The sequence below is a fragment of the Chitinimonas violaceus genome (genome assembly GCF_052601015.1).
In genome coordinates, this window is sequence record NZ_JBQXDJ010000020.1 from 30,109 (window position 1) to 52,061 (window position 21,953).

Annotated in this window: 22 protein-coding genes; 16 read left to right on the plus strand and 6 right to left on the minus strand. The window is 55.3% G+C overall.

The genetic code is table 11. The annotated features are described in order from the left end of the window. Positions 1-238 precede the first annotated feature (238 nt). The 14 genes from yoaA to ACUHMQ_RS09260 all read left to right on the plus strand — a co-directional run bounded on the left by yoaA (position 239) and on the right by ACUHMQ_RS09260 (position 14,501). Complete coding sequence (gene yoaA / locus ACUHMQ_RS09195) at positions 239-2,317, plus strand: DNA repair helicase YoaA (RefSeq protein ID WP_445295162.1); 2,079 nt, start codon at positions 239-241, stop codon at positions 2,315-2,317. Next, positions 2,292-3,335: an endolytic transglycosylase MltG gene (mltG, locus tag ACUHMQ_RS09200; RefSeq protein ID WP_445295163.1), complete on the plus strand. Its 1,044-nt coding sequence runs from the start codon at positions 2,292-2,294 to the stop codon at positions 3,333-3,335. Before yoaA ends, mltG begins: the two co-directional genes overlap by 26 nt. Then, the gene (gene tmk, locus ACUHMQ_RS09205; protein WP_445295164.1) at positions 3,336-3,965 is read left to right on the plus strand and encodes a dTMP kinase; all 630 of its coding nucleotides are present in this window, start codon (positions 3,336-3,338) and stop codon (positions 3,963-3,965) included. Beyond that, positions 3,965-4,975, plus strand: a complete 1,011-nt coding sequence (holB, locus tag ACUHMQ_RS09210) for a DNA polymerase III subunit delta' (protein ID WP_445295165.1) — start codon at positions 3,965-3,967, stop codon at positions 4,973-4,975. The genes tmk and holB overlap by 1 nt, the downstream gene beginning before the upstream one ends. A 5-nt stretch (positions 4,976-4,980) precedes the next feature. Then, positions 4,981-5,376 (plus strand): PilZ domain-containing protein, encoded by a 396-nt coding sequence (locus tag ACUHMQ_RS09215; protein ID WP_445295166.1) that lies wholly within the window; start codon positions 4,981-4,983, stop codon positions 5,374-5,376. 105 nt (positions 5,377-5,481) lie between these two features. Next, on the plus strand, positions 5,482-7,860 hold the full coding sequence (locus ACUHMQ_RS09220) for a penicillin acylase family protein (protein WP_445295167.1): 2,379 nt from the start codon (positions 5,482-5,484) through the stop codon (positions 7,858-7,860). Positions 7,861-7,919: 59 nt separating this feature from the next. Further along, the gene (locus ACUHMQ_RS09225) at positions 7,920-8,693 is read left to right on the plus strand and encodes a TatD family hydrolase (RefSeq protein WP_445295168.1); all 774 of its coding nucleotides are present in this window, start codon (positions 7,920-7,922) and stop codon (positions 8,691-8,693) included. Beyond that, positions 8,693-9,460, plus strand: coding sequence for an MBL fold metallo-hydrolase (locus ACUHMQ_RS09230; RefSeq protein ID WP_445295169.1), 768 nt, complete (start codon positions 8,693-8,695; stop codon positions 9,458-9,460). The genes ACUHMQ_RS09225 and ACUHMQ_RS09230 overlap by 1 nt, the downstream gene beginning before the upstream one ends. A 134-nt stretch (positions 9,461-9,594) precedes the next feature. Continuing rightward, positions 9,595-10,914: an NAD(P)/FAD-dependent oxidoreductase gene (locus ACUHMQ_RS09235; RefSeq protein WP_445295170.1), complete on the plus strand. Its 1,320-nt coding sequence runs from the start codon at positions 9,595-9,597 to the stop codon at positions 10,912-10,914. A 153-nt stretch (positions 10,915-11,067) separates the two neighbouring features. Beyond that, the gene (gene rpsF / locus ACUHMQ_RS09240) at positions 11,068-11,439 is read left to right on the plus strand and encodes a 30S ribosomal protein S6 (protein WP_445295171.1); all 372 of its coding nucleotides are present in this window, start codon (positions 11,068-11,070) and stop codon (positions 11,437-11,439) included. Positions 11,440-11,453: 14 nt separating this feature from the next. Beyond that, positions 11,454-11,771 carry a primosomal replication protein N gene (gene priB / locus ACUHMQ_RS09245; protein ID WP_445295172.1) on the plus strand — a complete coding sequence of 106 codons (318 nt, stop codon included), beginning with the start codon at positions 11,454-11,456 and terminating at the stop codon, positions 11,769-11,771. Positions 11,772-11,799: 28 nt separating this feature from the next. Then, positions 11,800-12,027, plus strand: a complete 228-nt coding sequence (gene rpsR / locus ACUHMQ_RS09250; RefSeq protein WP_099405923.1) for a 30S ribosomal protein S18 — start codon at positions 11,800-11,802, stop codon at positions 12,025-12,027. 15 nt (positions 12,028-12,042) lie between these two features. Then, positions 12,043-12,492, plus strand: a complete 450-nt coding sequence (gene rplI / locus ACUHMQ_RS09255; protein WP_445295173.1) for a 50S ribosomal protein L9 — start codon at positions 12,043-12,045, stop codon at positions 12,490-12,492. A 158-nt stretch (positions 12,493-12,650) separates the two neighbouring features. Next, on the plus strand, positions 12,651-14,501 hold the full coding sequence (locus ACUHMQ_RS09260; protein WP_445295174.1) for a GGDEF domain-containing protein: 1,851 nt from the start codon (positions 12,651-12,653) through the stop codon (positions 14,499-14,501). A gap of 57 nt (positions 14,502-14,558) precedes the next feature. On the opposite strand, the gene trmL is transcribed toward ACUHMQ_RS09260, so the two are convergent. The 3 genes from trmL to ACUHMQ_RS09275 are packed head-to-tail and all read right to left on the minus strand — an operon-like array spanning position 14,559 to position 16,230. Beyond that, positions 14,559-15,026 carry a tRNA (uridine(34)/cytosine(34)/5-carboxymethylaminomethyluridine(34)-2'-O)-methyltransferase TrmL gene (gene trmL, locus ACUHMQ_RS09265; RefSeq protein ID WP_445295175.1) on the minus strand — a complete coding sequence of 156 codons (468 nt, stop codon included), beginning with the start codon at positions 15,024-15,026 and terminating at the stop codon, positions 14,559-14,561. Positions 15,027-15,029: 3 nt separating this feature from the next. Further along, positions 15,030-15,542, minus strand: coding sequence for a cupin domain-containing protein (locus tag ACUHMQ_RS09270; protein WP_445295176.1), 513 nt, complete (start codon positions 15,540-15,542; stop codon positions 15,030-15,032). 10 nt (positions 15,543-15,552) lie between these two features. After that, positions 15,553-16,230 carry a ComF family protein gene (locus ACUHMQ_RS09275; protein ID WP_445295177.1) on the minus strand — a complete coding sequence of 226 codons (678 nt, stop codon included), beginning with the start codon at positions 16,228-16,230 and terminating at the stop codon, positions 15,553-15,555. A 106-nt stretch (positions 16,231-16,336) separates the two neighbouring features. Between ACUHMQ_RS09275 and bioB the strand changes: the two genes are divergently transcribed. Then, complete coding sequence (gene bioB, locus ACUHMQ_RS09280) at positions 16,337-17,332, plus strand: biotin synthase BioB (protein WP_445295178.1); 996 nt, start codon at positions 16,337-16,339, stop codon at positions 17,330-17,332. 211 nt (positions 17,333-17,543) lie between these two features. On the opposite strand, the gene selD is transcribed toward bioB, so the two are convergent. Continuing rightward, on the minus strand, positions 17,544-18,581 hold the full coding sequence (gene selD, locus ACUHMQ_RS09285) for a selenide, water dikinase SelD (RefSeq protein WP_445295179.1): 1,038 nt from the start codon (positions 18,579-18,581) through the stop codon (positions 17,544-17,546). An 11-nt stretch (positions 18,582-18,592) separates the two neighbouring features. Between selD and mnmH the strand changes: the two genes are divergently transcribed. Then, on the plus strand, positions 18,593-19,624 hold the full coding sequence (mnmH, locus tag ACUHMQ_RS09290) for a tRNA 2-selenouridine(34) synthase MnmH (protein WP_445295180.1): 1,032 nt from the start codon (positions 18,593-18,595) through the stop codon (positions 19,622-19,624). A gap of 220 nt (positions 19,625-19,844) precedes the next feature. Here mnmH and ACUHMQ_RS09295 read toward each other — a convergent pair whose 3' ends face one another. Beyond that, positions 19,845-21,092 (minus strand): M20/M25/M40 family metallo-hydrolase, encoded by a 1,248-nt coding sequence (locus tag ACUHMQ_RS09295; protein ID WP_445295181.1) that lies wholly within the window; start codon positions 21,090-21,092, stop codon positions 19,845-19,847. A gap of 190 nt (positions 21,093-21,282) precedes the next feature. Further along, positions 21,283-21,735 (minus strand): VOC family protein, encoded by a 453-nt coding sequence (locus ACUHMQ_RS09300; RefSeq protein WP_445295182.1) that lies wholly within the window; start codon positions 21,733-21,735, stop codon positions 21,283-21,285. Between the last annotated feature and the right edge of the window lie 218 nt (positions 21,736-21,953).

The window sequence follows — 21,953 nt, forward strand, 5'->3', positions numbered from 1 at the left end:
ACGCCACTCCATTAGAGTGGCGTTTTTCATAGAGACCTGTTCAAAGTCTGCTGCGTGTCTGCGATACGGTGTTGAAAACATCCTTGGGATACTCAACTACCACTTGTAAACTCCGCTTCCTCGGTTGTTTTCGCCTTGTCTCGCTGTAGCTCGCGAGACTTTGAGGAGATTCAAAAACCGCCACGCGCAGTCATATAGTTTGGGCTAACTCTGGCAGGCAAAGACTGCCGCATGCACCATGCTAGAATCCGCCGGTTTTTTCTCATTCCTACCTCCCACCGTGACTACGCTAGCCGATGTATTTTCTGAAGGTGGCCTGTTTGCCCAAGCCATGCCCGGTTATCGGCCTCGCGTTCAGCAGGTCGAGATGGCCGAGGCCGTCGAGCGTGCCATCCGCAACAAAAAGCCTTTGATTGCCGAGGCTGGCACCGGCACGGGCAAGACCTATGCGTATCTCGTGCCTGCGTTGCTTTCGGGCGGTAAGGTGATTGTTTCCACCGGTACAAAAACACTGCAGGACCAGCTTTTCCATCGTGATCTGCCCAAGGTGCGCGCTGCCTTGAAAGTGCCGGTGACGACTGCGTTGCTCAAGGGCCGCAGCAACTATGTGTGCCGTTACCATCTTGAGCGTGCCATGAATGAAGGCCGCTTCGCCCGCAAAGAGGATGTAGCCCAGCTGCATGCGATTGTCCGGTTTGCAGCGACTTCGCCTGACGGTGACAAGTCGGGTTGCGCAGCTGTGCCGGAGTCCTCCCCAGTTTGGCAGCATGCCATTTCCACCCGTGAGAATTGTCTCGGGTCAGAGTGCCCATACCATCAGGACTGCTTTGTTCTGCAGGCGCGTCGCCAAGCGTTGGATGCGGATGTGGTGGTGGTTAACCATCATCTCTTTTTTGCCGATGTCTGGTTGAAAGACGAGGGGGCTGGGGAGCTGCTGCCGCGTTGTAATACGGTTATTTTTGACGAGGCGCATCAACTGCCTGAAGTCGCGAGTCTGTTCTTTGGCGAGGTGGTGTCATCGGGCGCTTTGCTGGAATTGGCGAGGGATAGCCGTGCAGAAGCCCTGTCGGCCGCCAAGGATTTCGTTCATTTGCCAGCAGCTGCGTTGGCACTCGATAAAGCGGTGCGTGATTTGCGCCTGGTATTCGGGCAGGAAACGATCCGTGCGCCGAAGCATGCCCTTGCAGAAAAGCTGGAGTTTCATGCTGCACTGGAAGTATTGGAAGGGGCATTGGGCGACTTGGCTGATCGTCTCGCCGATCAGGCCAAACGTTCTGAAGGCTTGGAGAACTGCCGACGCCGGGCTGTGGAGCAGCTTGCGACGTTGAGTGTGTGGATTCAGGGTAATGCAAATCCTGTGGATGATGCCAAGCAAGCCGAGCCGCCTATTGCCGAAGGGGATAAGGGAACTACCAAACCGCGTGCCAAAGACCCATTAGATGACGCGGTATTTTGGTTGGAAGTTTCGCCACAGGGTTTTCAGCTCAATACTACGCCGCTCGATATTGCCCGATTGTTTGCGCGCCAGATGAATGAAGAGCGGGCTTGGGTCTTTACCTCCGCCACCTTGGCAATGGATGGTAACTTCAAGCATTACACGCATGAGATGGGCTTATGGGATGCCGAGCAGGCAGCTTGGGAGTCCCCATTTGCCTACAAGCAGCAGGCGGTGCTCTATGTACCGCAAGGGCTGCCGGACCCCAACAGTCGTGAATATACGGTGCGGGTGGTGGAAGCGGCGTTGCCGTTATTGCAATTGTCGCAAGGACGAGCCTTTTTGCTCTTTACCAGCCTGCGTGCCATGCGTGAGGCTTATGATCTGATCCAGGCACGTCTACCGGCTTTGGGCTTGTCTTACCCTTTGTTGTTGCAAGGCGAAGGAACGCGCACCGAGCTGTTGGAGCGCTTTCGAACACTGCCCAATGCAGTGCTGATCGCCAGCCAGACCTTTTGGGAAGGTATCGATGTAAAGGGTGAACAGTTGCAGCTGGTGGTTATCGACAAACTGCCGTTTGCTGCGCCAGATGACCCTGTGCTGGCTGCCCGTATCGATAAGATCAACAAGGCTGGTCGGAATGCTTTTATGGAATACCAATTGCCGCGCGCAGCCATTACGCTGAAGCAGGGTGCAGGCAGGTTGATCCGAGATGAGGGGGACAGAGGCGTACTGATGATTGCTGACCCGCGTCTGGTTGAAAAGCCATACGGTAAGGCAATTTGGAAGGCCCTTCCGCCGATGCGCCGTACCCGTGAGTTTTCAGTCGTTGAACAATTCTTCAGCATGGTTGACCATGGCCAAACGCCAAACAAAAACTAAACTTCGGCGGCAAACAGAGACCGGACGCGCCCTGGGCGTGCTGGTGCTGATCATCCTTGTGGTAGCCGCGGCGCTTGCCGCTTATGTGTGGCGGTATCTCACGACGCCGTTTCCACTTGATAACGCACCTCGTGCCTTTGTATTGGAGCGGGGCACCACCATGCGCATGGCAGCGAACCAGCTGGCTGCAGAAGGATTGGTGACAGAGCCATGGCTATTCTCGATGGTGGCGCGTGTTAATGGTGCAGCACCCCGTATCAAGGCTGGGAGTTATGAACTGACCGAAGCGGTGACGCCATTGCAATTATTGGCCAAGCTGACAGATGGCGATGTAACCAGCGCCACGCTGACCTTGGTGGAAGGCTGGAACTGGCGACAGGTGAAAGCGGCCTTGGCGCGCCATCCAGATCTGCGCCACGATACCGCCCAATTGAGCGATGCCAAGTTGCTTGCCAAACTCGGTATTACTGAAGCCAGTATCGAGGGATTGTTGTTTCCCGATACCTATCATTTTGCCAAGCAAAGCTCTGATCTGCAGGTGCTCAAGCGTGCGCATGAGGCACTGCAAAAGCAGCTTGCTGCGGCCTGGGAAGCGCGTTCCGCCAATTTACCGTTGAGCAAACCTTACGAGGCTTTGATTCTGGCGTCGATCATCGAAAAGGAAACCGGCGCGGCGAAGGATAGAGCCATGATCGCCTCGGTATTTCATAATCGCCTGCGCATCGGTATGCGCTTGCAGACCGACCCAACTGTGATTTATGGCCTCGGTGAAGCGTTTGATGGCAATCTGCGCAAGATTCATCTGGAGACGGATTCGCCTTATAACAGCTACACCCGTGGCGGTCTGCCGCCCACCCCTATTGCCATGCCCGGGGTGGCATCCTTGCTGGCAGCGACCAACCCGGCACAGTCGAAGGCACTCTATTTTGTCGCCAAGGGAGATGGCAGTTCGTATTTCTCCAGCACCTTGGCGGAACATAATCAGGCGGTACGCCGCTATTTGCTGGGGGCCAAGTAAATGACGCGTGGAAAATTCATTTCGCTGGAAGGCCTGGATGGCGCGGGTAAGAGCACCCACCTTGCGTGGCTCACTGCACTACTCAAGCAACGCGGTATCGATCATGTTGTCAGCCGCGAGCCCGGAGGAACACCGCTCGGCGAAAAGTTGCGTAACTTGTTGCTCAATGAAGAGATGAACCTGGAAACCGAAGCATTGTTGATGTTCGCCACGAGGCGCGAGCACCTGGCTAAGGTGATTGAGCCTGCGTTGGTTGCAGGTCAATGGGTAGTATGCGACCGGTTTACCGATGCTACCTATGGCTATCAGGTGGGTGGTCGGGGTTTGGACCTGGATAAATTCAATACGCTGGAGCAATGGGTGCAGGGCAGGGCTGATGGCGTATTACAACCGGATTTGACGTTGTTGTTCGATGTACCACTTGAAGTCAGTCGTGCCCGTATGGCTAATGGCCGCGACTTGGACCGTTTCGAACGTGAGCAGGATGCCTTTTTTGTTCGTGTACGCAATGCTTACCATGACCGTGCTGCGGCATCCGGTGGCCGTATCAAAGTGATTGACGCAACCCGAACGCTGGATGTCATCCAGGACGAATTGGCGCAGATATTTGCCAAACTGGAGCACGCCTGATGCTTTACCCCTGGCAGACCGCAGCTTGGCAAGCGTTGCAAGCCCAAGGTGAGCGGCAGCACCATGCATTGTTGATTACGGGAGAGTCGGGGATCGGTAAGCTTGCTTTCGGTCGCCATCTTGCAAAGACGTTGCTGTGTGAGAGTGCTGATCTGGCCAAACCGTGTAGTGTGTGTGATGCATGCCGTTGGCTGGAGGCGGGTAACCATCCTGATTTTCGCGAGTTGGCGCCGGCAGTTGACGACGAAGAGGCGGAAGGTGATACCAAAGCCAAGAAGAAACCCTCAGCCTGGATTACTATCGATCAAGTGCGGGAGTTGAATGACTTTGTGCATTTGAGCGCCCACCGGGGCGGATTGCGGGTTACCCTGGTTCAGCCGGCCGAGGCCATGAATCTTGCAGCAGCCAATGCTTTACTGAAGACATTGGAAGAGCCGCCACCTGGGGCGATGTTTATCCTGGTTAGCCACCAATGGCGCAGATTGTTGCCTACCATCCGTAGCCGTTGCCGTCAGTTGGCATTGCCCGTGCCGGATAAGGCGGCAGCATTGGTTTGGTTACAGAACCAGGGTTTGGCGGATGCCGAAGCGCATCTGGCGGAAGCTGGCGGCGCGCCATTGGCTGCCGTTGAGCGTGCTGATGCGGCTGTTCTGGTTTTACGACGCGCGTTTATGGCTGAACTGGCCGATCCGCGTCAACTCGATCCATTGACGTTGGCAGAGAAGCTGGATAAACAGAAAGTGGAGGTCGAGCGGGTGACCGACTGGCTTTCCAGATGGGTTTATGATCTTGCGCGCTTGGGGCTCTCGGGGTCTGTCCGCTATTATCCGGACGAGACCAACCGGATTGCACCGTTGGCGAAGTCGCTAGACCCCGTTAAGCTGATGCGCTATCACGACAGTGTATTGGCCGCGCGGAAGCTTGCTTCCCATCCGCTTAATGCCCGGCTTGTTTACGAACAATTGTTTTTTGCTTATCAGCAGGCCGTCAGGCCCATGCCAAAAGGTTGAATCCGATGTCTGAAGCGCCGAAATCCGCTCCTGCAGCCGCAGGAGCCGCTGCAGCAGCACCCCGTGCCGGTGGTGTGTTGTCCCTCAGCATTAAGGAAAAAGCCGGCTTGTTTGCCGCTTACATGCCCTTTATAAAGGGCGGCGGCATATTTATTCCTACCCCCAAGGCCTACAGCCTGGGTGAGGAAGTCTTCATGCTTTTGCAGCTGTTGGATGATCCGGCTCGTATTGCCGTATCCGGCATCGTGGTGTGGATCAGCCCTGTGGGTGGGCATGGCAATCGTACTCAGGGTATCGGTGTCCAGTTTACGGCCAATGAGGCCGGCGGCCAGGCACGGGCGAAGATCGAAGGTTTGCTGGGCGGTGCGCTGCAGTCTTCGCGTACCACGCATACCATGTGACCTTGCGTTGCTACACGCAAAAAGCCCGGCGAAAACCGGGCTTTTTTCACAAATGGCACCGTGAACCGGTTTGTAAATATCAGGACATTTCCTAGAAAGGCCAATGTGGCATTGGGTAGAGTTTGGCGTTGGTCGAAGCGCGTATTGTTGGTCATGTTGGTTCTGTTGTTCGTATCAGCCTTGGCATTGTGGGTATTTTTGCGTGGCAGTCTGCCCCGGCTGGAGGGAGAAGTCAGTGCGAATGGCCTGGCAGAGGCGGTAAGTGTTGTTCGTGACGCGCAAGGCATCCCGACTATCCGTGGCAAGCACCGTAATGATGTGGCTTACGCCACCGGTTACATCCATGCGCAGGAACGTTTCTTCCAGATGGATCTGCTACGCCGCGTAGCGGCGGGGGAGCTGGCAGGTCTATTTGGCGCCGCGGCGCTGGATATGGACCGCGAACATCGATTCCACCGTTTTCGTGCTCGTGCTGAAGCAGTCTTGGCGCGATTGCCTACCTCAGACAAGCAGATGCTTGAGCGTTATGTGGCTGGTGTGAACGAAGGGTTGGCTGCCCTGAAGTCCCGACCTTTCGAATACGGTTTGTTGAGCACTCAGCCCGAACCGTGGCAGGCAGCGGATTCAATGTTGGTTGTATGGGCAATGTATTTTGACCTGCAAGGCTTTCAGGAACGACGTGAGTTTGCCCGTGGTTGGTTGAAAGAACATACCAGTGCTGAGCAACTGGCTTTTCTGTTGCCGGAAGCATCGGTTTACGATGCGCCGCTGGATGCCCGTGATGTACCAGTTGTACCTGTAGCTACGCCAGCAGTTTCGCCATCATGGTTCGGTTTCCCGGCCAGTAAAACCATGGCTGGCATTGCGTTCCGCAGCTCAGTAGGCAGCAATAACTGGGCATTGGCCGGTAAGCATTCAAAGGCTGGTGCAGCCATCGTGGCGAATGACATGCATTTGGGCATACGGCTGCCACATATCTGGTATCGCGCAGTCATCGAGTACCCGGATGCCACAGGCAAGATGCGGCGTATTGCGGGTGTGACCTTGCCTGGTGGACCTATGGTGGTTGTAGGCAGCAATGGCCAGGTGGCATGGGGATTCACCAACAGCTATGGCGATTACCTTGATCTGATTGAGCTGGAGCGCGATCCGACCAGTTCTCTCCGGTTCAAGACCTCAGCCGGTTGGGAAACGGTGGCGGAGTGGCGCGAGCAATTACCGGTAAAGGGAGAGGAAGCGGTTGAGTACCGGGTACTGGAAAGCTCGCTTGGTCCTATCCGACAAGTAGGAGGGCGCTACTATGCCGTACGTTGGATTGCGCATGCGCCGGGTGCCGTCAATATGGGGCTGACACAGCTGGAAGGTGCGCAGGATCTTACCGCGGCTTTGGCTGTGGCGAACCGTACTGGTATCCCCGCCCAGAATATGGTGGCTGGCGATACGGCTGGCCGGATAGGTTGGACGATAGCGGGGCCATTACCGCAACGACGTGCAGGCTGGGAAGATACTTTTCCTTATTCCGCCGCAGTGCGGCAAGGGTGGCGCGACTTGCGAGCGCCAAATGAATACCCCCGTGTTGTCGACCCAGCCCAAGGTCGGTTGTGGACGGCGAACAGCAGGCAGCTGGCAGGTGAGGAATACAGCAAACTGGGTGATGGCGGTACAGATTTTGGTGCCCGCGCCAGACAGGTGCGTGATGGTTTGGAGACGCTGACCCAGGCAGACGAAAAGCAGGTGCATGCGATTGGCCTCGATGATCGTGCACTGTTCATCTCCACCTGGCGGGACAGAGCAATAAAAGTGCTCGATAAGGAGGCCGTGGATGGCCGCCCCGCCAGAGCAGAGTTTCTTCAGCTGCTCCAAACCAGCTGGGATGGCCATGCGAGTACCAGTTCGGTGGGTTACCGTTTGGCTCGTGGCTATTTATATGGCCTGTATGCAGAACTGTTCGGACGTATTGATGCGCAATTGGGAACCTTGGTCGAGAAAGCGGACTTTGATGTTGCCAATCCGCGCTGGCCTGTGGTGATCGCCAGGCTGTTGGATGAAAAACCCGTGGGTTGGTTGCAAGGTCGCGACTGGCGGGCGGTTGAACTTGCGGCGATCGACAGGACTATTGCTGATTTGACTGCTGGTGGTAAGCCACTGGCGGCTGCCAATTGGGGGGAGCGCAACACGGCGAGGATAAGCCACCCGTTCGTTAAGTTGTTGCCTATGCTTGGCCCCTGGCTTTCAGCGCCCGCTGACCCTATGCCGGGTGATGAGAATATGCCACGTGTTGCAGGCCCGGAGTTTGGACAGTCAGAACGCATGGTGGTATCCCCAGGCAAGGAGGAGCAGGGCATTTTGACCATGCCCGGTGGCCAGAGCGGTCACCCGCTTAGTCCGTTCTTTCTGGCAGGGCATGCAGATTGGGTAAAGGGTGAGCCTGCGCCATTTCTGCCCGGTAAGCCGCAGTACACACTGACATTCGCACCGAAGTAAGCCATTGAACCAGTTAGAATTGGCAAATTGATCCCTGCTTTCCAATCTGTCCCACCGCTATGTTTATCGACTCTCACTGTCACATCGATTTCCCTGAACTTGCCGAGCGCGCCGATGAGCTGATGGCCAATATGGCCAGTAATCAGGTCAGCCATGCGCTGTGCGTTTCGGTAAATCTACCGGATTGGCCTAATGTGATTGCGCTGGCCGAGCGATATCCGCATATCTATGCCTCGGTGGGGGTGCATCCTGACTATGAGGATGAAGTCGAACCGACAGTGGCGCAGCTGGTTGAATTGGCCCAGCATCCCAAGGTGATCGCAATTGGCGAGACCGGGCTCGACTACTACCGCTTACAGGGAGACCTGGAATGGCAGCGGGAGCGATTTCGTGTGCATATCCGTGCAGCGCGCCACACAGGGAAGCCTTTGATTATTCACACCCGCAGCGCAGCGGACGATACCCTGCGTTTGATGGCAGAGGAAAAAGCAGGGGACGCCGGTGGTGTGCTGCATTGCTTTACGGAATCGCAAGCCGTGGCGGATGCGGCCATTGCCATGAATTTCTACATTTCCTTCTCGGGTATCGTGACTTTCAAGAAGGCAGAAGAACTGAAGGAAGTGGCGAAGACAATACCGCTTGAGCGGATGTTGATCGAAACCGACTCGCCTTATCTTGCCCCCATGCCTTTTCGTGGCAAGCAGAACCAGCCTGCCTATGTGAAGCATGTGGCCGAACATATCGCGGACTTGAGAGGCATCAGCGTCGAGGAAGTGGCGCGTGCGACGACCGCTAACTTTGCCCGTCTGTTCAAGCTGGAAGGACAGCTGTAATGAGCGTCGAGGTTCTGGTGCTTGGATGTGGTTCCAGTGCGGGTACACCGGCTATTGGCTGTAAATGCTCGACCTGTACCTCGCCAGATATACGCAATCGGCGCACACGCGCGTCGGCAGTATTTCGTACAGCTGGCCTGAGCTTTCTGATCGATACCGGGCCGGATTTGCGCACTCAGGCCCTGCGTGAAGGGCTGACCCAGGTCGACGCCGTACTTTATACCCACCCGCACGCTGATCACCTCAATGGTATCGATGATCTGCGTGCTTTTTGTTATCTGAACAAAGCGCCGCTGCCTATCTTTGGCAATGAATTCATGATGCGTGACGTGGCGACGCGGTTCCACTATACGACCCTGCCTCCCGGTCAATGGTGGGATAAGCCTGTGCTGTTGCCGACGCCGGTGGATGGGCCATTCAGCCACCGTGGTGTAGTGATTACTCCGATTCCTGTCCTGCACGGTCGTTGGCCCATTTATGGCTATCGCATCGGGAATGCTGCCTATATCACCGATGTATCGGAAATTCCGGAAGAAAGTTACGCACTGCTCGATGGATTGGAGCTGCTGTTACTCGATTGTCTGCGCAATGAGCCGCATTACACCCATTTTGGCGTTGAGCAGTCTATTGCGTCCGCCAAGCGTATTGGTGCACGCCGTACGGTTTTCATCCACATGACGCATGAGTTGGAATACCAAGCGTTATCTGAACGCTTGCCCGATGGTATTGAAGTCGCTTATGACGGGATGCGGCTGAATTCGGGCTAGGCATTGTATTTGCGACCCTGGTCACCATGTAGAATGGGTGCGCGCATTGGCTGTTTACCTTTGTTGCTCGTAGTTTTCCTTCCCGATGGCGGGCAGCAAAGGTAAACAGAACCAAGCGAAAAGGGTGGTGGTGTATGGCGGAAGCCGCGCGATGTCCACGCATTGTGATTGTGGGTGGTGGTGCTGGGGGGCTGGAATTGGCCACCCGGTTGGGCGATAAGCTCGGCAGAAAGAAGAAGGCTGAGGTTGTACTGGTCGATGCCCAACGCACCCATATCTGGAAACCGCTTTTGCACCAGTTGGCTGCCGGTAGCTACGACAGCCATGCAGAGGAAATCGAATACCTCGCCCAGGCTCGATGGCACCACTTCCGATTCCGTCAGGGCAAGCTGGTAGGGCTTGACCGCAGTACACGTGAAATCCTGATTGCGCCGCTGCTTGACAGCAGCGGCCGTGAAATTATCGCAGCACAGCGGTTGGCGTACGACTATCTGGTGCTGGCGGTAGGGAGCCAGACCAATGATTTCGGTACGCCAGGGGTGCAGGAGCATGCAATATGCCTCGATAGCCCGACTGCCGCCCGGCATTTCCATGAAAGACTCATCGATGCCTGCTTAAGGGCGCAAAACCTGCCGGTGGAGGCAGGTAAGGGGCGTATGACTGTTGCCATCATTGGTGCTGGCGCCACGGGTGTCGAGCTGGCAGCGGAGCTGCATGCGGCAGCACATGTGCTTACCAGTTTCGGGCTTGAGCACATCAATCCTGATACTGAATTGAAGATTGTGCTGGTTGAGGCAAGCCCGCGTATTCTCGCCGCCTTGCCAGAGCGGCTTTCCAATGCGGCTGCGCAGGAGCTGCGTAAATTGGCCATTGAGATCCATAGCAACGAGCGGGTGGTGGAGGTCAGTGAAAGCGGCGTAAAGATGGGGAGCGGCAAGTTCATCCCGAGTACGTTGACCGTATGGGCAGCTGGCATCAAGGCGGCCGATGGCTTGCATGAAATCGGTGGGTTGGAGACGAACCGTCTCAATCAGATCGTGGTAGACGCCACGATGCGCAGCAGCCGCGACGAGCGTATCTTTGCTTTTGGTGATTGTGCAGCTTGCCCCAATGGGGCCGGTGGTTGGGTGCCAGCGCGTGCCCAGGTTGCTCATCAGCAGGGTGCTGTTCTGGCAGCCAATATTGTGCGCGCCATAACGGGAAAACCGCTCAAGGACTTTCGTTTCGAGGATTACGGCTCACTGGTTTCGTTGGCCAGTTATTCTTCGGTTGGTTCGCTGATGGGCAGTCTTTCCAAAGGCAGTCTGTTCGTTGAAGGTCAGATCGCCAAGCTGATGTATTGGGGTCTGCACAAGCAGCACCAGATGGCGTTGTCAGGATTCTTCCGGACGGTGCTTATCACCTTGTCGGAATGGCTGGATCGGGTTCATCGGCCCAAGATAAAGCTGCATTGAAGCCGGGTATAACGACAGAGGGTGGAGAGGGCTGATTGATAAGCCGCTGATTTCCTTGCCTGATCAAGGCATTCAAAGCTAGAATGCTCGGCTTTCCACCCTTGCCTCACCGCTACCGCATGGCGGGAGGCTTTAAATCCGCAAGGAGATCACATGCGACACTACGAAATCGTGTTCATCGTGCATCCCGATCAAAGCGAGCAAGTGCCCGCCATGATCGAGCGCTACAAGACGATGATTACCAACGATGCTGGCAAGATCCATCGCCTGGAAGACTGGGGCCGCCGCCAAATGGCTTACCCAATCCAGAAGATGCACAAGGCTCACTATGTGCTCATGAACATCGAAATCAGCCAGGCTACCCTGGATGAGCTCGAGCATGCCTTCAAGTTCAACGACGCTGTGCTGCGCCACCTCACCATTCGTACCGATGCTGCCATTACCGAAGCATCGCCGATGATGAAGGAAGAAAAGTCCAAGTCGCTGACCCCGGCCGCTGAGGCCAAGGAAGCGGCTGCTGCCTGATTTAGGCCAGTGGCTTGAGCGCGCGTAACCAAGTTGTTGTTACCGGCCGACTGCTTGATGTCGAGCCGCTGCGTTATACCCCTGCCGGCATCCCGGCACTTGAATTTCGGTTAAATCATTATTCAAGTCAGCAGGAAGTCGGCATCGCCCGCCAGGTTGAATGTGAGATTGTTTGCATTTGCCTAGGTGAGCAGGCCAAAACGCTAGCGGTGCTGGGTACCGAAGTTGAAATCGTCGTTAAAGGTTTCCTCGCTGCCCGTAATCAACGTTACAAGCACAGTCTGGTTCTGCACATCAACGATTGGAAGCGTGTTCAGGCGCCAAGCACTTAATTAAGTTATTTGAAATTTAGAGGTCATCATGTCACGTCATCTGTTCAAGCGCCGGAAGTTTTGCCGCTTCAGCGCCGAAGGCATCAAGCATGTCGATTACAAAGATGTAAATCTGCTTAAGGATTTCATCAACGAAAACGGCAAGATCATCCCGGCTCGTATTACCGGCACCAAGGCCCGTTACCAGCGTCAATTGTCGGATGCTATCAAGCGCGCTCGTTTCCTGGCGCTGATGCCTTACACCGACAAGCACTAAGCCGGAGTAAAGAACATGCAAATTATTCTGCTGGAAAAAGTAGCTAACCTGGGTGGTCTGGGCGACGTTGTTAATGTGAAGCCTGGTTACGCTCGTAACTTCCTGATCCCGCAAGGCAAGGCCAAGCGTGCATCGGAAGCCAACCTGAAGGCTTTCGAAGCCCGCCGCGCTGAATTGGAAGCCCAGCAAGCTGAAGTGCTGGCCCAAGCCCAGGCCCGCGCTGAAAAGCTGGAAGGCTTTGCTGTGACTATCGCTCAGAAGGCCGGTGTTGACGGTCGTCTGTTCGGTTCGGTTACCAACCAAGACTTGGCTGAAGCAATCACTGCTGCTGCTGGTGTTAAGGTTGCCAAGATGGAAGTTCGTTTGCCTGAAGGCCCATTCAAGGCTATCGGCGAGTACGATTTGGTCGTTGCATTGCACCACGATGTGACTGCCAATCTGAAGGTTTCCGTTGTCAGCGCATAACTGACGCGGTAGGCAGTAAAAGAACGGGTGTTCGAGCAATCGAACACCCGTTTTGTTTTTTGCTGAGCGTTGGATGTGGATTTTCCGGCACTGCCGAAAGGCAACTTCTATAATCTTGCCAATAACTTCCCCCGAGCGTTTCTTCCAGACTTGCCGGCATGACCAATAAGCTCAGCAACCCCACTGATCTTGCGCGTGAGGCATTGAAGCTGCTGGCGGCTCGTCGCATTCCTCCTACCCCTGAACGTTACGAAGAGATTTACTACGAAATCGCCGAAGGCAAGCCGGGGCAGAATGGTTTCGTCAACGTCCTGGCGACTGAGCTGCTGGCAACATTGAAGGCGTTTCCAAAGCAGTCACCCGACTTACAACGGCAAATTATCCATATCGAAAAAGCGGCCCACTCGCGTGAGTGGACGCTTATTCCTGCGTTGTTCCTACAGGCTATCGAGACCCAAGGCGGACAGGCAAGTCTGACACGGGCATGGTCTGAACTGATTCGCGACCTTCTGCATCAGTGGGATTTGCGCAGTCCCCATTTTTCTGCAACGCGTAAGCGCGAATCCCTGGCCAAGGTTTTGTTGAATTTTGGCAACTATCCAAGCTTGCTCAATGAGAAATTGGATGCCTTGGTACGCAGCTGGGCCGAAGGTACGGGCGGGGAAGGAAGTATAGAGCTGGAGGATGGCGAAGCTGCTGCCGGTGATGCCCCTGCCGATGGTTCGGCAGAGCAGTCCGCAGCAGCTGTACCCGATGCAATGGCGGATGCGAGTGCCGGTACGGGTGGGTTGGACTGGCAGCGTTGGCGTGAAATGCTGGTGGCTACCTTACGGCAAGGACTTGCTGAACGGATGGTAGGCTACCCTGGCCTGTTGGAAGAGGCGACCAGTCTTGCATTGGCTGCAGAGACGGTCAGCAGCCAGCAAGGTATGGATTTTCTGGCGCAGCGGCTGAAGCGTTTCTGGGTACAGTTGGCGCTGCAGACGGAACAGGATGAAAGAATTGCAGGCGCTTTGGTAAATCTGCTTCTTTTACTTAGCGATAACCTGGTCGAACTATCTGGTGCAGACGAATGGGTACGTGGCCAAGTGGCGGTGGTGCATGACCTTTTGACCAAGCCCTTAAGCATCAACAAGCTGTATGAAGTGGAAGCCGGGTTCAAGGAAGTCTTTTACAAGCAGAGCATGCTCAAGCACAACCTGGATGAAGCCCAGGAAGCGCTGCGCAATATGGTCTCGCTATTTATCGACCGGTTGGGTGGCATGGCCGATAACACCAGTGGCTACCATACCAAGATAGAAGGCTACGCAAGCAGGATAGAAGCGGTACAAAATATTCCAGACCTCAATGTATTGTTGGATGAGTTGATGCAGGATACGCGTGTGATGCAGCTTGATATGGCGCGTTCACGTGATGAATTACTGGCTGCTCGAACGGAAGCTGCAGCAGCCGATACGAAGATCAAGGAGCTGGAGAGCGAGCTGCGTTATGTGAGTGAGAAGATCCGGGAGGATCAGCTTACTGGTGCATTGAATCGGCGTGGGTTCAATGAAGCTTTCATGGCAGAAATCGCGCGTGCAGAGCGCAGTGGCAAGCCGTTGTGTCTCTCGTTGCTGGATATCGACAACTTCAAGAAACTGAATGACCAACGGGGTCACCAGGCGGGTGACGATGCGCTGGTCCACTTGGTCAAGGTCATCAAGGAAGTATTGAGGCCGACAGATATCGTTGCACGTTACGGTGGTGAGGAGTTCGTTGTGCTACTGCCGGAATTGGTTCTGTCTGAAGCGGCCAATGTTATGCGCCGCGTACAGCGCGAGCTGACCCGATGCTTCTTCCTCAACAATAACGAGCGTGTACTGATCACGTTTTCGGCAGGCATTACACGCTATGAGCAGGGTGAACACCCTGAAGCCACGGTAGAGCGCGCCGACCAGGCTATGTATGAAGCGAAGAAGTCGGGCAAGAACCAGGTCAACGTGGCAGATCGCCCCGGTAAGGGCAACTGACACCTGTTTAGCACATAAGCCTTGATTACGGCTGCGCAGTAAGATCGTGAACTGGTTCTAAACCAAACCACCTGCGAAGTCATGCTGTCGCCACGCTTCAAATACTGTCACAGCCACGGCGTTGGATAGATTCAGGCTGCGGTTGTCTGGGCGCATAGGCAGCTTGATCCGTTGTTCTGGCGCCAACCCATTGCGCAGCTCATCTGGCAAGCCGGCAGACTCTCGGCCAAACAGGAAAACATCACCCGGTTGATAAGTGACCTGGTCGTAGCGCCGGGCACCTCGCGTGGTCAATGCGAAGATACGTCGGCCCGCCATGGCTGCAACGCAGGCTTCCCAGCTTTCATGCACCTGCATGTCCGCGTACTCGTGGTAATCAAGGCCCGCGCGGCGCAGTTTGGCATCTTCAAGTGGGAAGCCCAAAGGTTTGACCAGGTGCAGCTCACAACCTGTATTGGCGCATAGGCGGATGATGTTGCCTGTGTTGGGGGGAATCTCAGGCTGAAACAAAATAACGGCAAACAACGATCATTCCTTGTTGGTCTGGGCTCGCAGGGCATCGGGTTGACCGTCATGGGACCCCAGTGGCCGTACGGGAACCGATTGCCAATGCCACTTGCCAATCTCGGCATTGCGGGCAGCGTGCATTGGGTAGTGGACTTGATTGTCGGCTCGGTCTACTTCACCCACAACCAGCAGGTAAACATTGGTATCTGTGTTATTGATAAAGGTATGCGCCAAACCATTTCCTGGTTTGAAGCCGACCCCATCTCCCGGTTGCAGTCTGTGCAATACACCATCCAGCCAGACATCCGGCGTGCCTTCGATGACGTAGATGAATTCCTCTTCGGTTTTTTCGGCGTGAGGCCAGGAGGTACGACGGCCTGGTTGCAATACCTGGTGGTTAATTGCCAGTCGTTCAAAGCCAAATTGCTGACCGAACCGACCGGTAATGCAGTGTAACTCTGCGCTGCCGGGGTAGTGCTTGTCATCAGCCTCTTGGATGTCGGTGTAATGCTTGATGCAATCGGGTTTTTGCATATGGTCTCGCTTATTTTGTTGTGCGGGCAACGACCCAGCAGTCGATACGGTGGGCGCCTGCTTGTTTGAGGGTCGATGCCAGTTCGTCCAGGCTTGCGCCGGTCGTCATTACATCATCTACCAAGGCGATATGCATACCGCTAACCGCCCGACGGACATGAAATGCTTTTTTGATAGCCGTGCGGCGTGCATCGCGTGGCAGGCTAGCTTGTGGTGGGGTGAGCTTGATACGCTCCACTAGGTCGTTTCGTAATGGAATCTGCAATGCCTTGGCCAAATGACTAGCCAGCAGTTGCGACTGATTGAAACCGCGTTCCTTCAGCCGGGTAGGGTGCAAGGGCATGGCCAGAAGGCAGTCCGGCCGTGGTGCAGTCTGCACCAGGTGGACAAGCCCCTCGGCCAACGGTGTCGCCAAGATCAGTTCCGCATTGTATTTGTAAGCGGGCACAAGCCGATCGAGCGGCCAATCATAGGCCCAAGCCGCAATGGTATGGTCGAAGGCGGGAGGATGTTGCAGGCATTCCCCGCAGCGTTCGCCCTGTGGAGTTGGAATGGCGCAGCTGGGGCAACGCAGCGGACCCAACTGAGGCATGTCTGCAAGGCAGAGTGCGCACAGCCCGCTTGCGCCACTTTTCGCCGCACAAAGTACGCAATGTTGAGGCAACAGCAGATCAAGCCCGCGCTGCATAAATTTCGTGCACTTGTCTAATTATGTGTTGGTTAAATTTGACAAGAGGGGCTGCCCGGCCAAGAATTCGGAGCAATTCTAACAACTTCATGCCCAGCTTCCCCTTATGAATCAAGCTATCGAGCCCAAAGCGTTTACTTTTCACCGAAAGCCGGTTCCTCATGCAGAAGTTGAGCGTTGGACACCCGAGGCAGTGGCGGCACTGTTCAGCCTGCCATTCAATGATCTGCTATTCCGTGCGCAGACGGTGCATCGTGAACACTTCGACCCGAACCGGGTACAACTGTCGACCTTGCTATCAATCAAGACAGGGGGCTGCCCGGAAGACTGTGGTTATTGTCCGCAGTCGGTGCGTTACGACACCGGTGTGACCAGCCAGGATTTATTGCCCCTGGATGAAGTGCTGGCAGCTGCACAGGCAGCCAAGCAAGCCGGGGCATCGCGTTTTTGTATGGGTGCGGCATGGCGTGGCCCCAAGCAGCGCGACCTGGAAGAAGTGAAGCAGATGATTGCCGGTGTGAAAGCGTTGGGTATGGAAACCTGCGCCACATTGGGCATGTTGAAGGATGGTATGGCCGACCAGCTCAAGGATGCTGGCTTGGATTACTACAACCATAACCTGGATACCGCACCTGAGAAGTATGAGGACATTATCGGTACCCGTGGTTATGACGACCGGCTGGATACACTGCGCCAGGTGCGTGATTCCGGAATGAATGTTTGCTGTGGTGGCATCGTCGGCATGGGGGAAACGCGCGAGGAAAGAGCAGGACTGCTGGCGCAGCTGGCCAACCTCGACCCGCAACCCGAATCGGTGCCCATCAATAATCTGGTCAAGGTGGAAGGTACGCCACTTGCTGATGTGGAAGGCATCGATTGGAGTGAGTTCGTACGTACGATTGCCGTCGCCCGCATGGTGTTGCCCAAGAGCTTTGTCCGTCTTTCGGCGGGTCGCCAGCAGATGCCGGAATCAGTCCAGGCGCTGTGTTTTCTGGCTGGGGCCAATTCGATTTTCTACGGTGAAAAACTATTGACTACCGGCAACCCCGAATGTGATGGTGACCGACTGTTGTTCGCCAAGCTGGATATCCAACCACTTTAATTCGCTGTGCCTACAAGAACGCCGGACTGTGAAGCACCGGCGTTTTGTTTTAGTAATCAGTCCCAAGAACCTATTCAAAGTCTCGCGAGCTAGGGCGAGACAAGGCGGAAACAGCCGAGGAAGCGGAGTTTACTAGTGGTAAATGAGCATTCTGAGGGTGTTTTCAACGCCGTATCGCTGACGCGCAGCAGACTTTGGACAGGTTCCAAGATCAGCTCACGATAATTTCAGCAGGCCCTGCCTTCAGGCTACCAATATCCATAGCTTGGCCAAAACCAGCTTGATGGAAGGTTTGCAGCACCTTTTCGACCTCACTTTCCGCGCAGGACACCAGCAGGCCACCTGATGTTTGAGCATCTGCAAGGATGCGACGTTGCCAGTCGGTTACGGTAGTGCTAAAGCGCACTGCGTCGCCAAAGCTTGCAAGATTACGTTCGATAGCACCTGGGCCGATGCCTTGTTGGGCAAAGTGAATGGCGGCTTCCAACATCGGTAGCGATTGGCTATTGAGGGTGGCCATCAATTTACTGCCTCGACATACCTCCAGCAGATGGCCCAGCAGACCAAAGCCGGTGATATCCGTCATGGCATGTACGCCGGGCAGGCTAGCAAGGGTTGCACCTACTTGATTGAGCTGGGTCGTGGTCGCAATCAAAGCGGCATAGCCAGCGTCATCCAGCAGACCTTTTTTCATGGCGGTACCCAGAATACCGATGCCCAGCGGTTTACCCAGAATCAACCGGTCACCATCCTTGGCGTCGCTATTACGCTTTACCTGCTTGGGGTCGACCAGCCCGATAACAGCCAATCCATAAATAGGTTCCGGTGCGTCGATGGAATGGCCACCTGCGATGGGAAATCCTGCTACACGTGCGACTTCTGCGCCACCGGCCAGAATCTGCTGGATCGCTTCCACCGGCAGGGTATTGACCGGCATGCCCACAATCGCCAAGGCCATGATAGGCACGCCGCCCATCGCGTAGATGTCTGAGACGGCATTGGTCGCGGCGATTCGGCCGAAGTCGTATGGGTCATCCACAATCGGCATGAAGAAGTCGGTGGTGGCGACGACGGCTTGTTGGTCGTTGATCTGGTATACCGCAGCATCATCCGACGTTTCGGTACCGACCAATAGCTGAGGGAAAGCCTGCGCTGCCGGTAGTTTAGCCAGCATGTTTGCCAGAACCGAGGGGGCGATTTTGCAGCCACAGCCGCCACCGTGGGACAATTGAGTCAGTTTTATCGACATGGTTGAAGCCTGTGAAAGATCAGCTCGCGACGCTAGCAGAGCGTTCCCGGTTTGACGAGATCATTGATGTGCGCACACCGGCTGAGTATGCCTTAGACCACCTTCCTGGTGCGATCAATGCCCCGGTGTTGAGCGACGAGGAACGCATCGTGGTCGGCACTTTGTATAAGCAGAACCCCTTCGAGGCAACCCGTGTGGGGGCTGCGATGGTGGCACGTAATCTTGCCCACCATCTCGATACCTTGTTTGCCGATCGGCCCCATACTTGGCGGCCTATGGTGTATTGCTGGCGTGGCGGGAAGCGTTCGGGTTCGATGACCGCCTGGATGAATCTGATCGGTTGGCGTGCCAGACAGTTGGCTGGTGGTTACAAAGCCTACCGGCAATGGGTGTTGGAACAGCTGAATGAGGTGCCGACGCGGTTACAGTTTGTTTTGCTGACGGGCTACACCGGCTGTGGCAAGACCCGTTTGCTCGAAACCTTGGCTGCACAGGGAGCGCAGATAGTGGACCTGGAAGGGCTCGCATGCCACCGAGGTTCAATACTGGGTGCATGGCCCGATACTGTCCAACCCACGCAGAAGGCGTTTGATAGCCGTTTGGTTGCTACTTTGGCAGGTATGGATGCGGCTCGCCCGGTGTTTATCGAGGCTGAAAGCAAGCGTGTCGGTCTGCTGCATCTGCCCGAAACCCTGATGCAAGCTATGCGGGCAGGGCGCGTGGTGGAAGTACAGGCCGATACTGAGTCACGGATTGCTTATCTATGTCGCGACTATGCACATTTATTTGTTCAACCGGCACGGTTCAAGAATCAATTGACCAGGCTGACGGCCTTGCATGGCAAGCAGACGATTGAGCACTGGCATGCGCTGATTGAACAGAGCGAAATGCAGCTCCTGTTCACTGATTTGGTAACCCGCCATTACGACCCGGCTTATCAGCGTAACAACCCTATCAAACATCAGCCCGTCAGCCATACCTTGCATGTGGACCCGACGGGTAATTTAGAAGATGCAGCAAAGACGTTGCTTGCTGCTGTTTAAGAGCCAAGCCCAAAGTCTGCTGTGCGTATTTAGAACCTGTCTAAAGTCTCGCGAGCTAGAGCTAGAGCTAGAGCTAGAGCTAGAGCTAGAGCTAGAGCTAGAGCTAGAGCTAGACAAGGCGAAAACAGCCAAGGAAGCGGAGTTTACGCGTGGTAAATGAGCATTCCGAGGGTGTTTTCAACGCCGTATTGCTGACGCACAGCAGACTTGAGACAGGCTCTTAGTGATTCACGCCCGGCTGAGTAAGAGCCTGAGAGTGAGACATCCCTTGATTCAGTAACTTGCCAACCATATGCGTGATCAGATCAAGTCGGTTTGCGTAAGCATCGATTCGCATGAACTCTTGCTCCGAATGCATGCCGCCACCAAAGGGGCCAAGGCCGACCAGAAGTTGCATCCCGGTAACAGCCAGATGGTTGCCATCGCTGCCATAACCCACCGGCCGCGCTTGAACGGATTGGCCAAGTGTCGAGGCAGATGCTTCAAGCAATTTGCGCAATTGCGTCGTTTGCCCTTCTGACAATGGTGGTAGTTCCGCTATTTGGACGGCGGTGGTCTGGGGACCCTTTTGCAAGCGCTCGTTGAAGACATCGCTATGCTTGGTGATGAGTTCGATGGCGGTCGATAGCTCTTCCCAGTCTTTTGGCGAGCGGAATCGAATGTCGAAAGTTACAGAGGCGTTTTCGCAAACGACGTTCGGTTTGCTCCCTCCTTCCACAACGCCAGGATTGATGGTGAGGCCTCGATCGGGCTTCGCCAACTCGGTGATCTGCTTGATCTTCAAGGCGATGTCACGGCAGGCATCGATGCCATTTTCCGGTTCCAGGCCAGCATGAGCGGCCTTACCGCTGCTGGTCACCTTGATCCAACGTACACCCGATTGGCTGCTGACCACGGCGCCATCCGACAGACCTGGTTCGAAGACCAGGCCAAAGGGAATACCCTTGGCGAGGCTCCGCAGTGTTTCCTTGGACCAAGGGGATCCAATTTCTTCATCATCGTTCAGGACAATTCGCACCTTATCCAGTTGGCCAGTCTGTTTTAGCTGGGCCAAGACGTTCAGCATCAACACCACGCCACCCTTCATGTCGATGACGCCGGGGCCAACCAAGCGGTCCGCCTGCTCAGTCAACTGGCGAAATTTGCTACTCGACGCAAATACAGTGTCGATGTGCCCCACGAACAAGATCTGGGGTTGCGCATTGGGTACTTCAAAAGCCAATACTTCGCGTCCATCTTGTTTAAGCCGATGCCGAGTGAGCACCATTCCGAGTGCTTCGAATTCGGGAATCAGCATCTTGCGCGCATCTTCAAGCCCAGCGACATTGCGTGTGTCGGTATTGATATCGACGAGTTGCTGGAGCAGTTGGCGGTAATGCGGTGCGATCACTGCCTTGTCGGCTGCCTGCCCATAGCTGGCAAAGCTCAGCATTACGGCGGTAACGGTATGTTTGATCCAAGTATTCATGCCATGTCTCCGGCGAAGTCGCATGCTGTTCGTATTGAGAGCCTGTACTTCGCGCCAATGGTCCCGCTATGTGCAGATGGTTTTCTGGACAGTCCAAGCCTATGAGGGAGGCGTCAACTGTTGCGAGTGGCTGTCAGCAGGGCAAAGCGCAGCACAGACGCTGGAAAGTATGCTGGTACGTGAGGCCTGATCACGGCTGCGCAGCAAGATCGGGAGCGGATTCAAAGTTGAAATTGCCAGCCTTGTCCAAGTAACCACCTGGGTTCCAGGCGACTTCCCATAAGTAACCGTCGGGATCGGCAAAATAACCGTGCCGACCACCCCAAAAGGCGTCCTGCGCCGGCTTGGTGATGTTGACACCCTTGCTGGCCAGCTGGGCCATTAGTGTGTCTACATCTAGCCGTTCAGCCACGTTGTGGGCCAGTGATATTCGGGAGAAGCCGGCAGATTGGCTATCCAGGCCGGCATCCTTGGCCAATTCTTCAGCCGGGAACAGGGCCAGTACGAAGCCATTGAGCTGAAAGAACGCAACCCCATCCTGGCTCTTAGGGGAGAGCGGCCAACCAATTAGGTCGGTATAGAAGCGGCGCGACTTTTCCAGGTTGGCTACGCCGAGCGTGATAAAGCTGATGCGGGCTTGCATGCGAGGGCTCCAGGAAGGCATGAAAAGAACGGTAACTCGGGGCTGTTCACGATCTTACTGTGCAGTGGTAGGGCCACCGTTTTGTCTGCGTATCGTTTTAGAACCCGTTCAAAGTCTCGCGAGCTAAAGCAAGACAAGGCGAAAACAGCCGAGGAAGCGGAGTTTACGTGGGGTAAATGAGCATTCCGAGGCTGTTTTTAACGCCGTATTGCTGACGC

Coding starts and splice junctions, on each gene's coding strand:
- yoaA (WP_445295162.1), top strand. CDS start 239: ATGCTAGAATCCGCCGGTTTTTTCTCATTCCTACCTCCCACCGTGACT.
- mltG (WP_445295163.1), top strand. CDS start 2,292: ATGGCCAAACGCCAAACAAAAACTAAACTTCGGCGGCAAACAGAGACC.
- tmk (WP_445295164.1), top strand. CDS start 3,336: ATGACGCGTGGAAAATTCATTTCGCTGGAAGGCCTGGATGGCGCGGGT.
- holB (WP_445295165.1), top strand. CDS start 3,965: ATGCTTTACCCCTGGCAGACCGCAGCTTGGCAAGCGTTGCAAGCCCAA.
- ACUHMQ_RS09215 (WP_445295166.1), top strand. CDS start 4,981: ATGTCTGAAGCGCCGAAATCCGCTCCTGCAGCCGCAGGAGCCGCTGCA.
- ACUHMQ_RS09225 (WP_445295168.1), top strand. CDS start 7,920: ATGTTTATCGACTCTCACTGTCACATCGATTTCCCTGAACTTGCCGAG.
- ACUHMQ_RS09230 (WP_445295169.1), top strand. CDS start 8,693: ATGAGCGTCGAGGTTCTGGTGCTTGGATGTGGTTCCAGTGCGGGTACA.
- ACUHMQ_RS09235 (WP_445295170.1), top strand. CDS start 9,595: ATGGCGGAAGCCGCGCGATGTCCACGCATTGTGATTGTGGGTGGTGGT.
- rpsF (WP_445295171.1), top strand. CDS start 11,068: ATGCGACACTACGAAATCGTGTTCATCGTGCATCCCGATCAAAGCGAG.
- rpsR (WP_099405923.1), top strand. CDS start 11,800: ATGTCACGTCATCTGTTCAAGCGCCGGAAGTTTTGCCGCTTCAGCGCC.
- rplI (WP_445295173.1), top strand. CDS start 12,043: ATGCAAATTATTCTGCTGGAAAAAGTAGCTAACCTGGGTGGTCTGGGC.
- ACUHMQ_RS09260 (WP_445295174.1), top strand. CDS start 12,651: ATGACCAATAAGCTCAGCAACCCCACTGATCTTGCGCGTGAGGCATTG.
- ACUHMQ_RS09270 (WP_445295176.1), bottom strand. CDS start 15,542: ATGCAAAAACCCGATTGCATCAAGCATTACACCGACATCCAAGAGGCT.
- ACUHMQ_RS09275 (WP_445295177.1), bottom strand. CDS start 16,230: ATGCAGCGCGGGCTTGATCTGCTGTTGCCTCAACATTGCGTACTTTGT.
- bioB (WP_445295178.1), top strand. CDS start 16,337: ATGAATCAAGCTATCGAGCCCAAAGCGTTTACTTTTCACCGAAAGCCG.
- selD (WP_445295179.1), bottom strand. CDS start 18,581: ATGTCGATAAAACTGACTCAATTGTCCCACGGTGGCGGCTGTGGCTGC.
- ACUHMQ_RS09295 (WP_445295181.1), bottom strand. CDS start 21,092: ATGAATACTTGGATCAAACATACCGTTACCGCCGTAATGCTGAGCTTT.
- ACUHMQ_RS09300 (WP_445295182.1), bottom strand. CDS start 21,735: ATGCAAGCCCGCATCAGCTTTATCACGCTCGGCGTAGCCAACCTGGAA.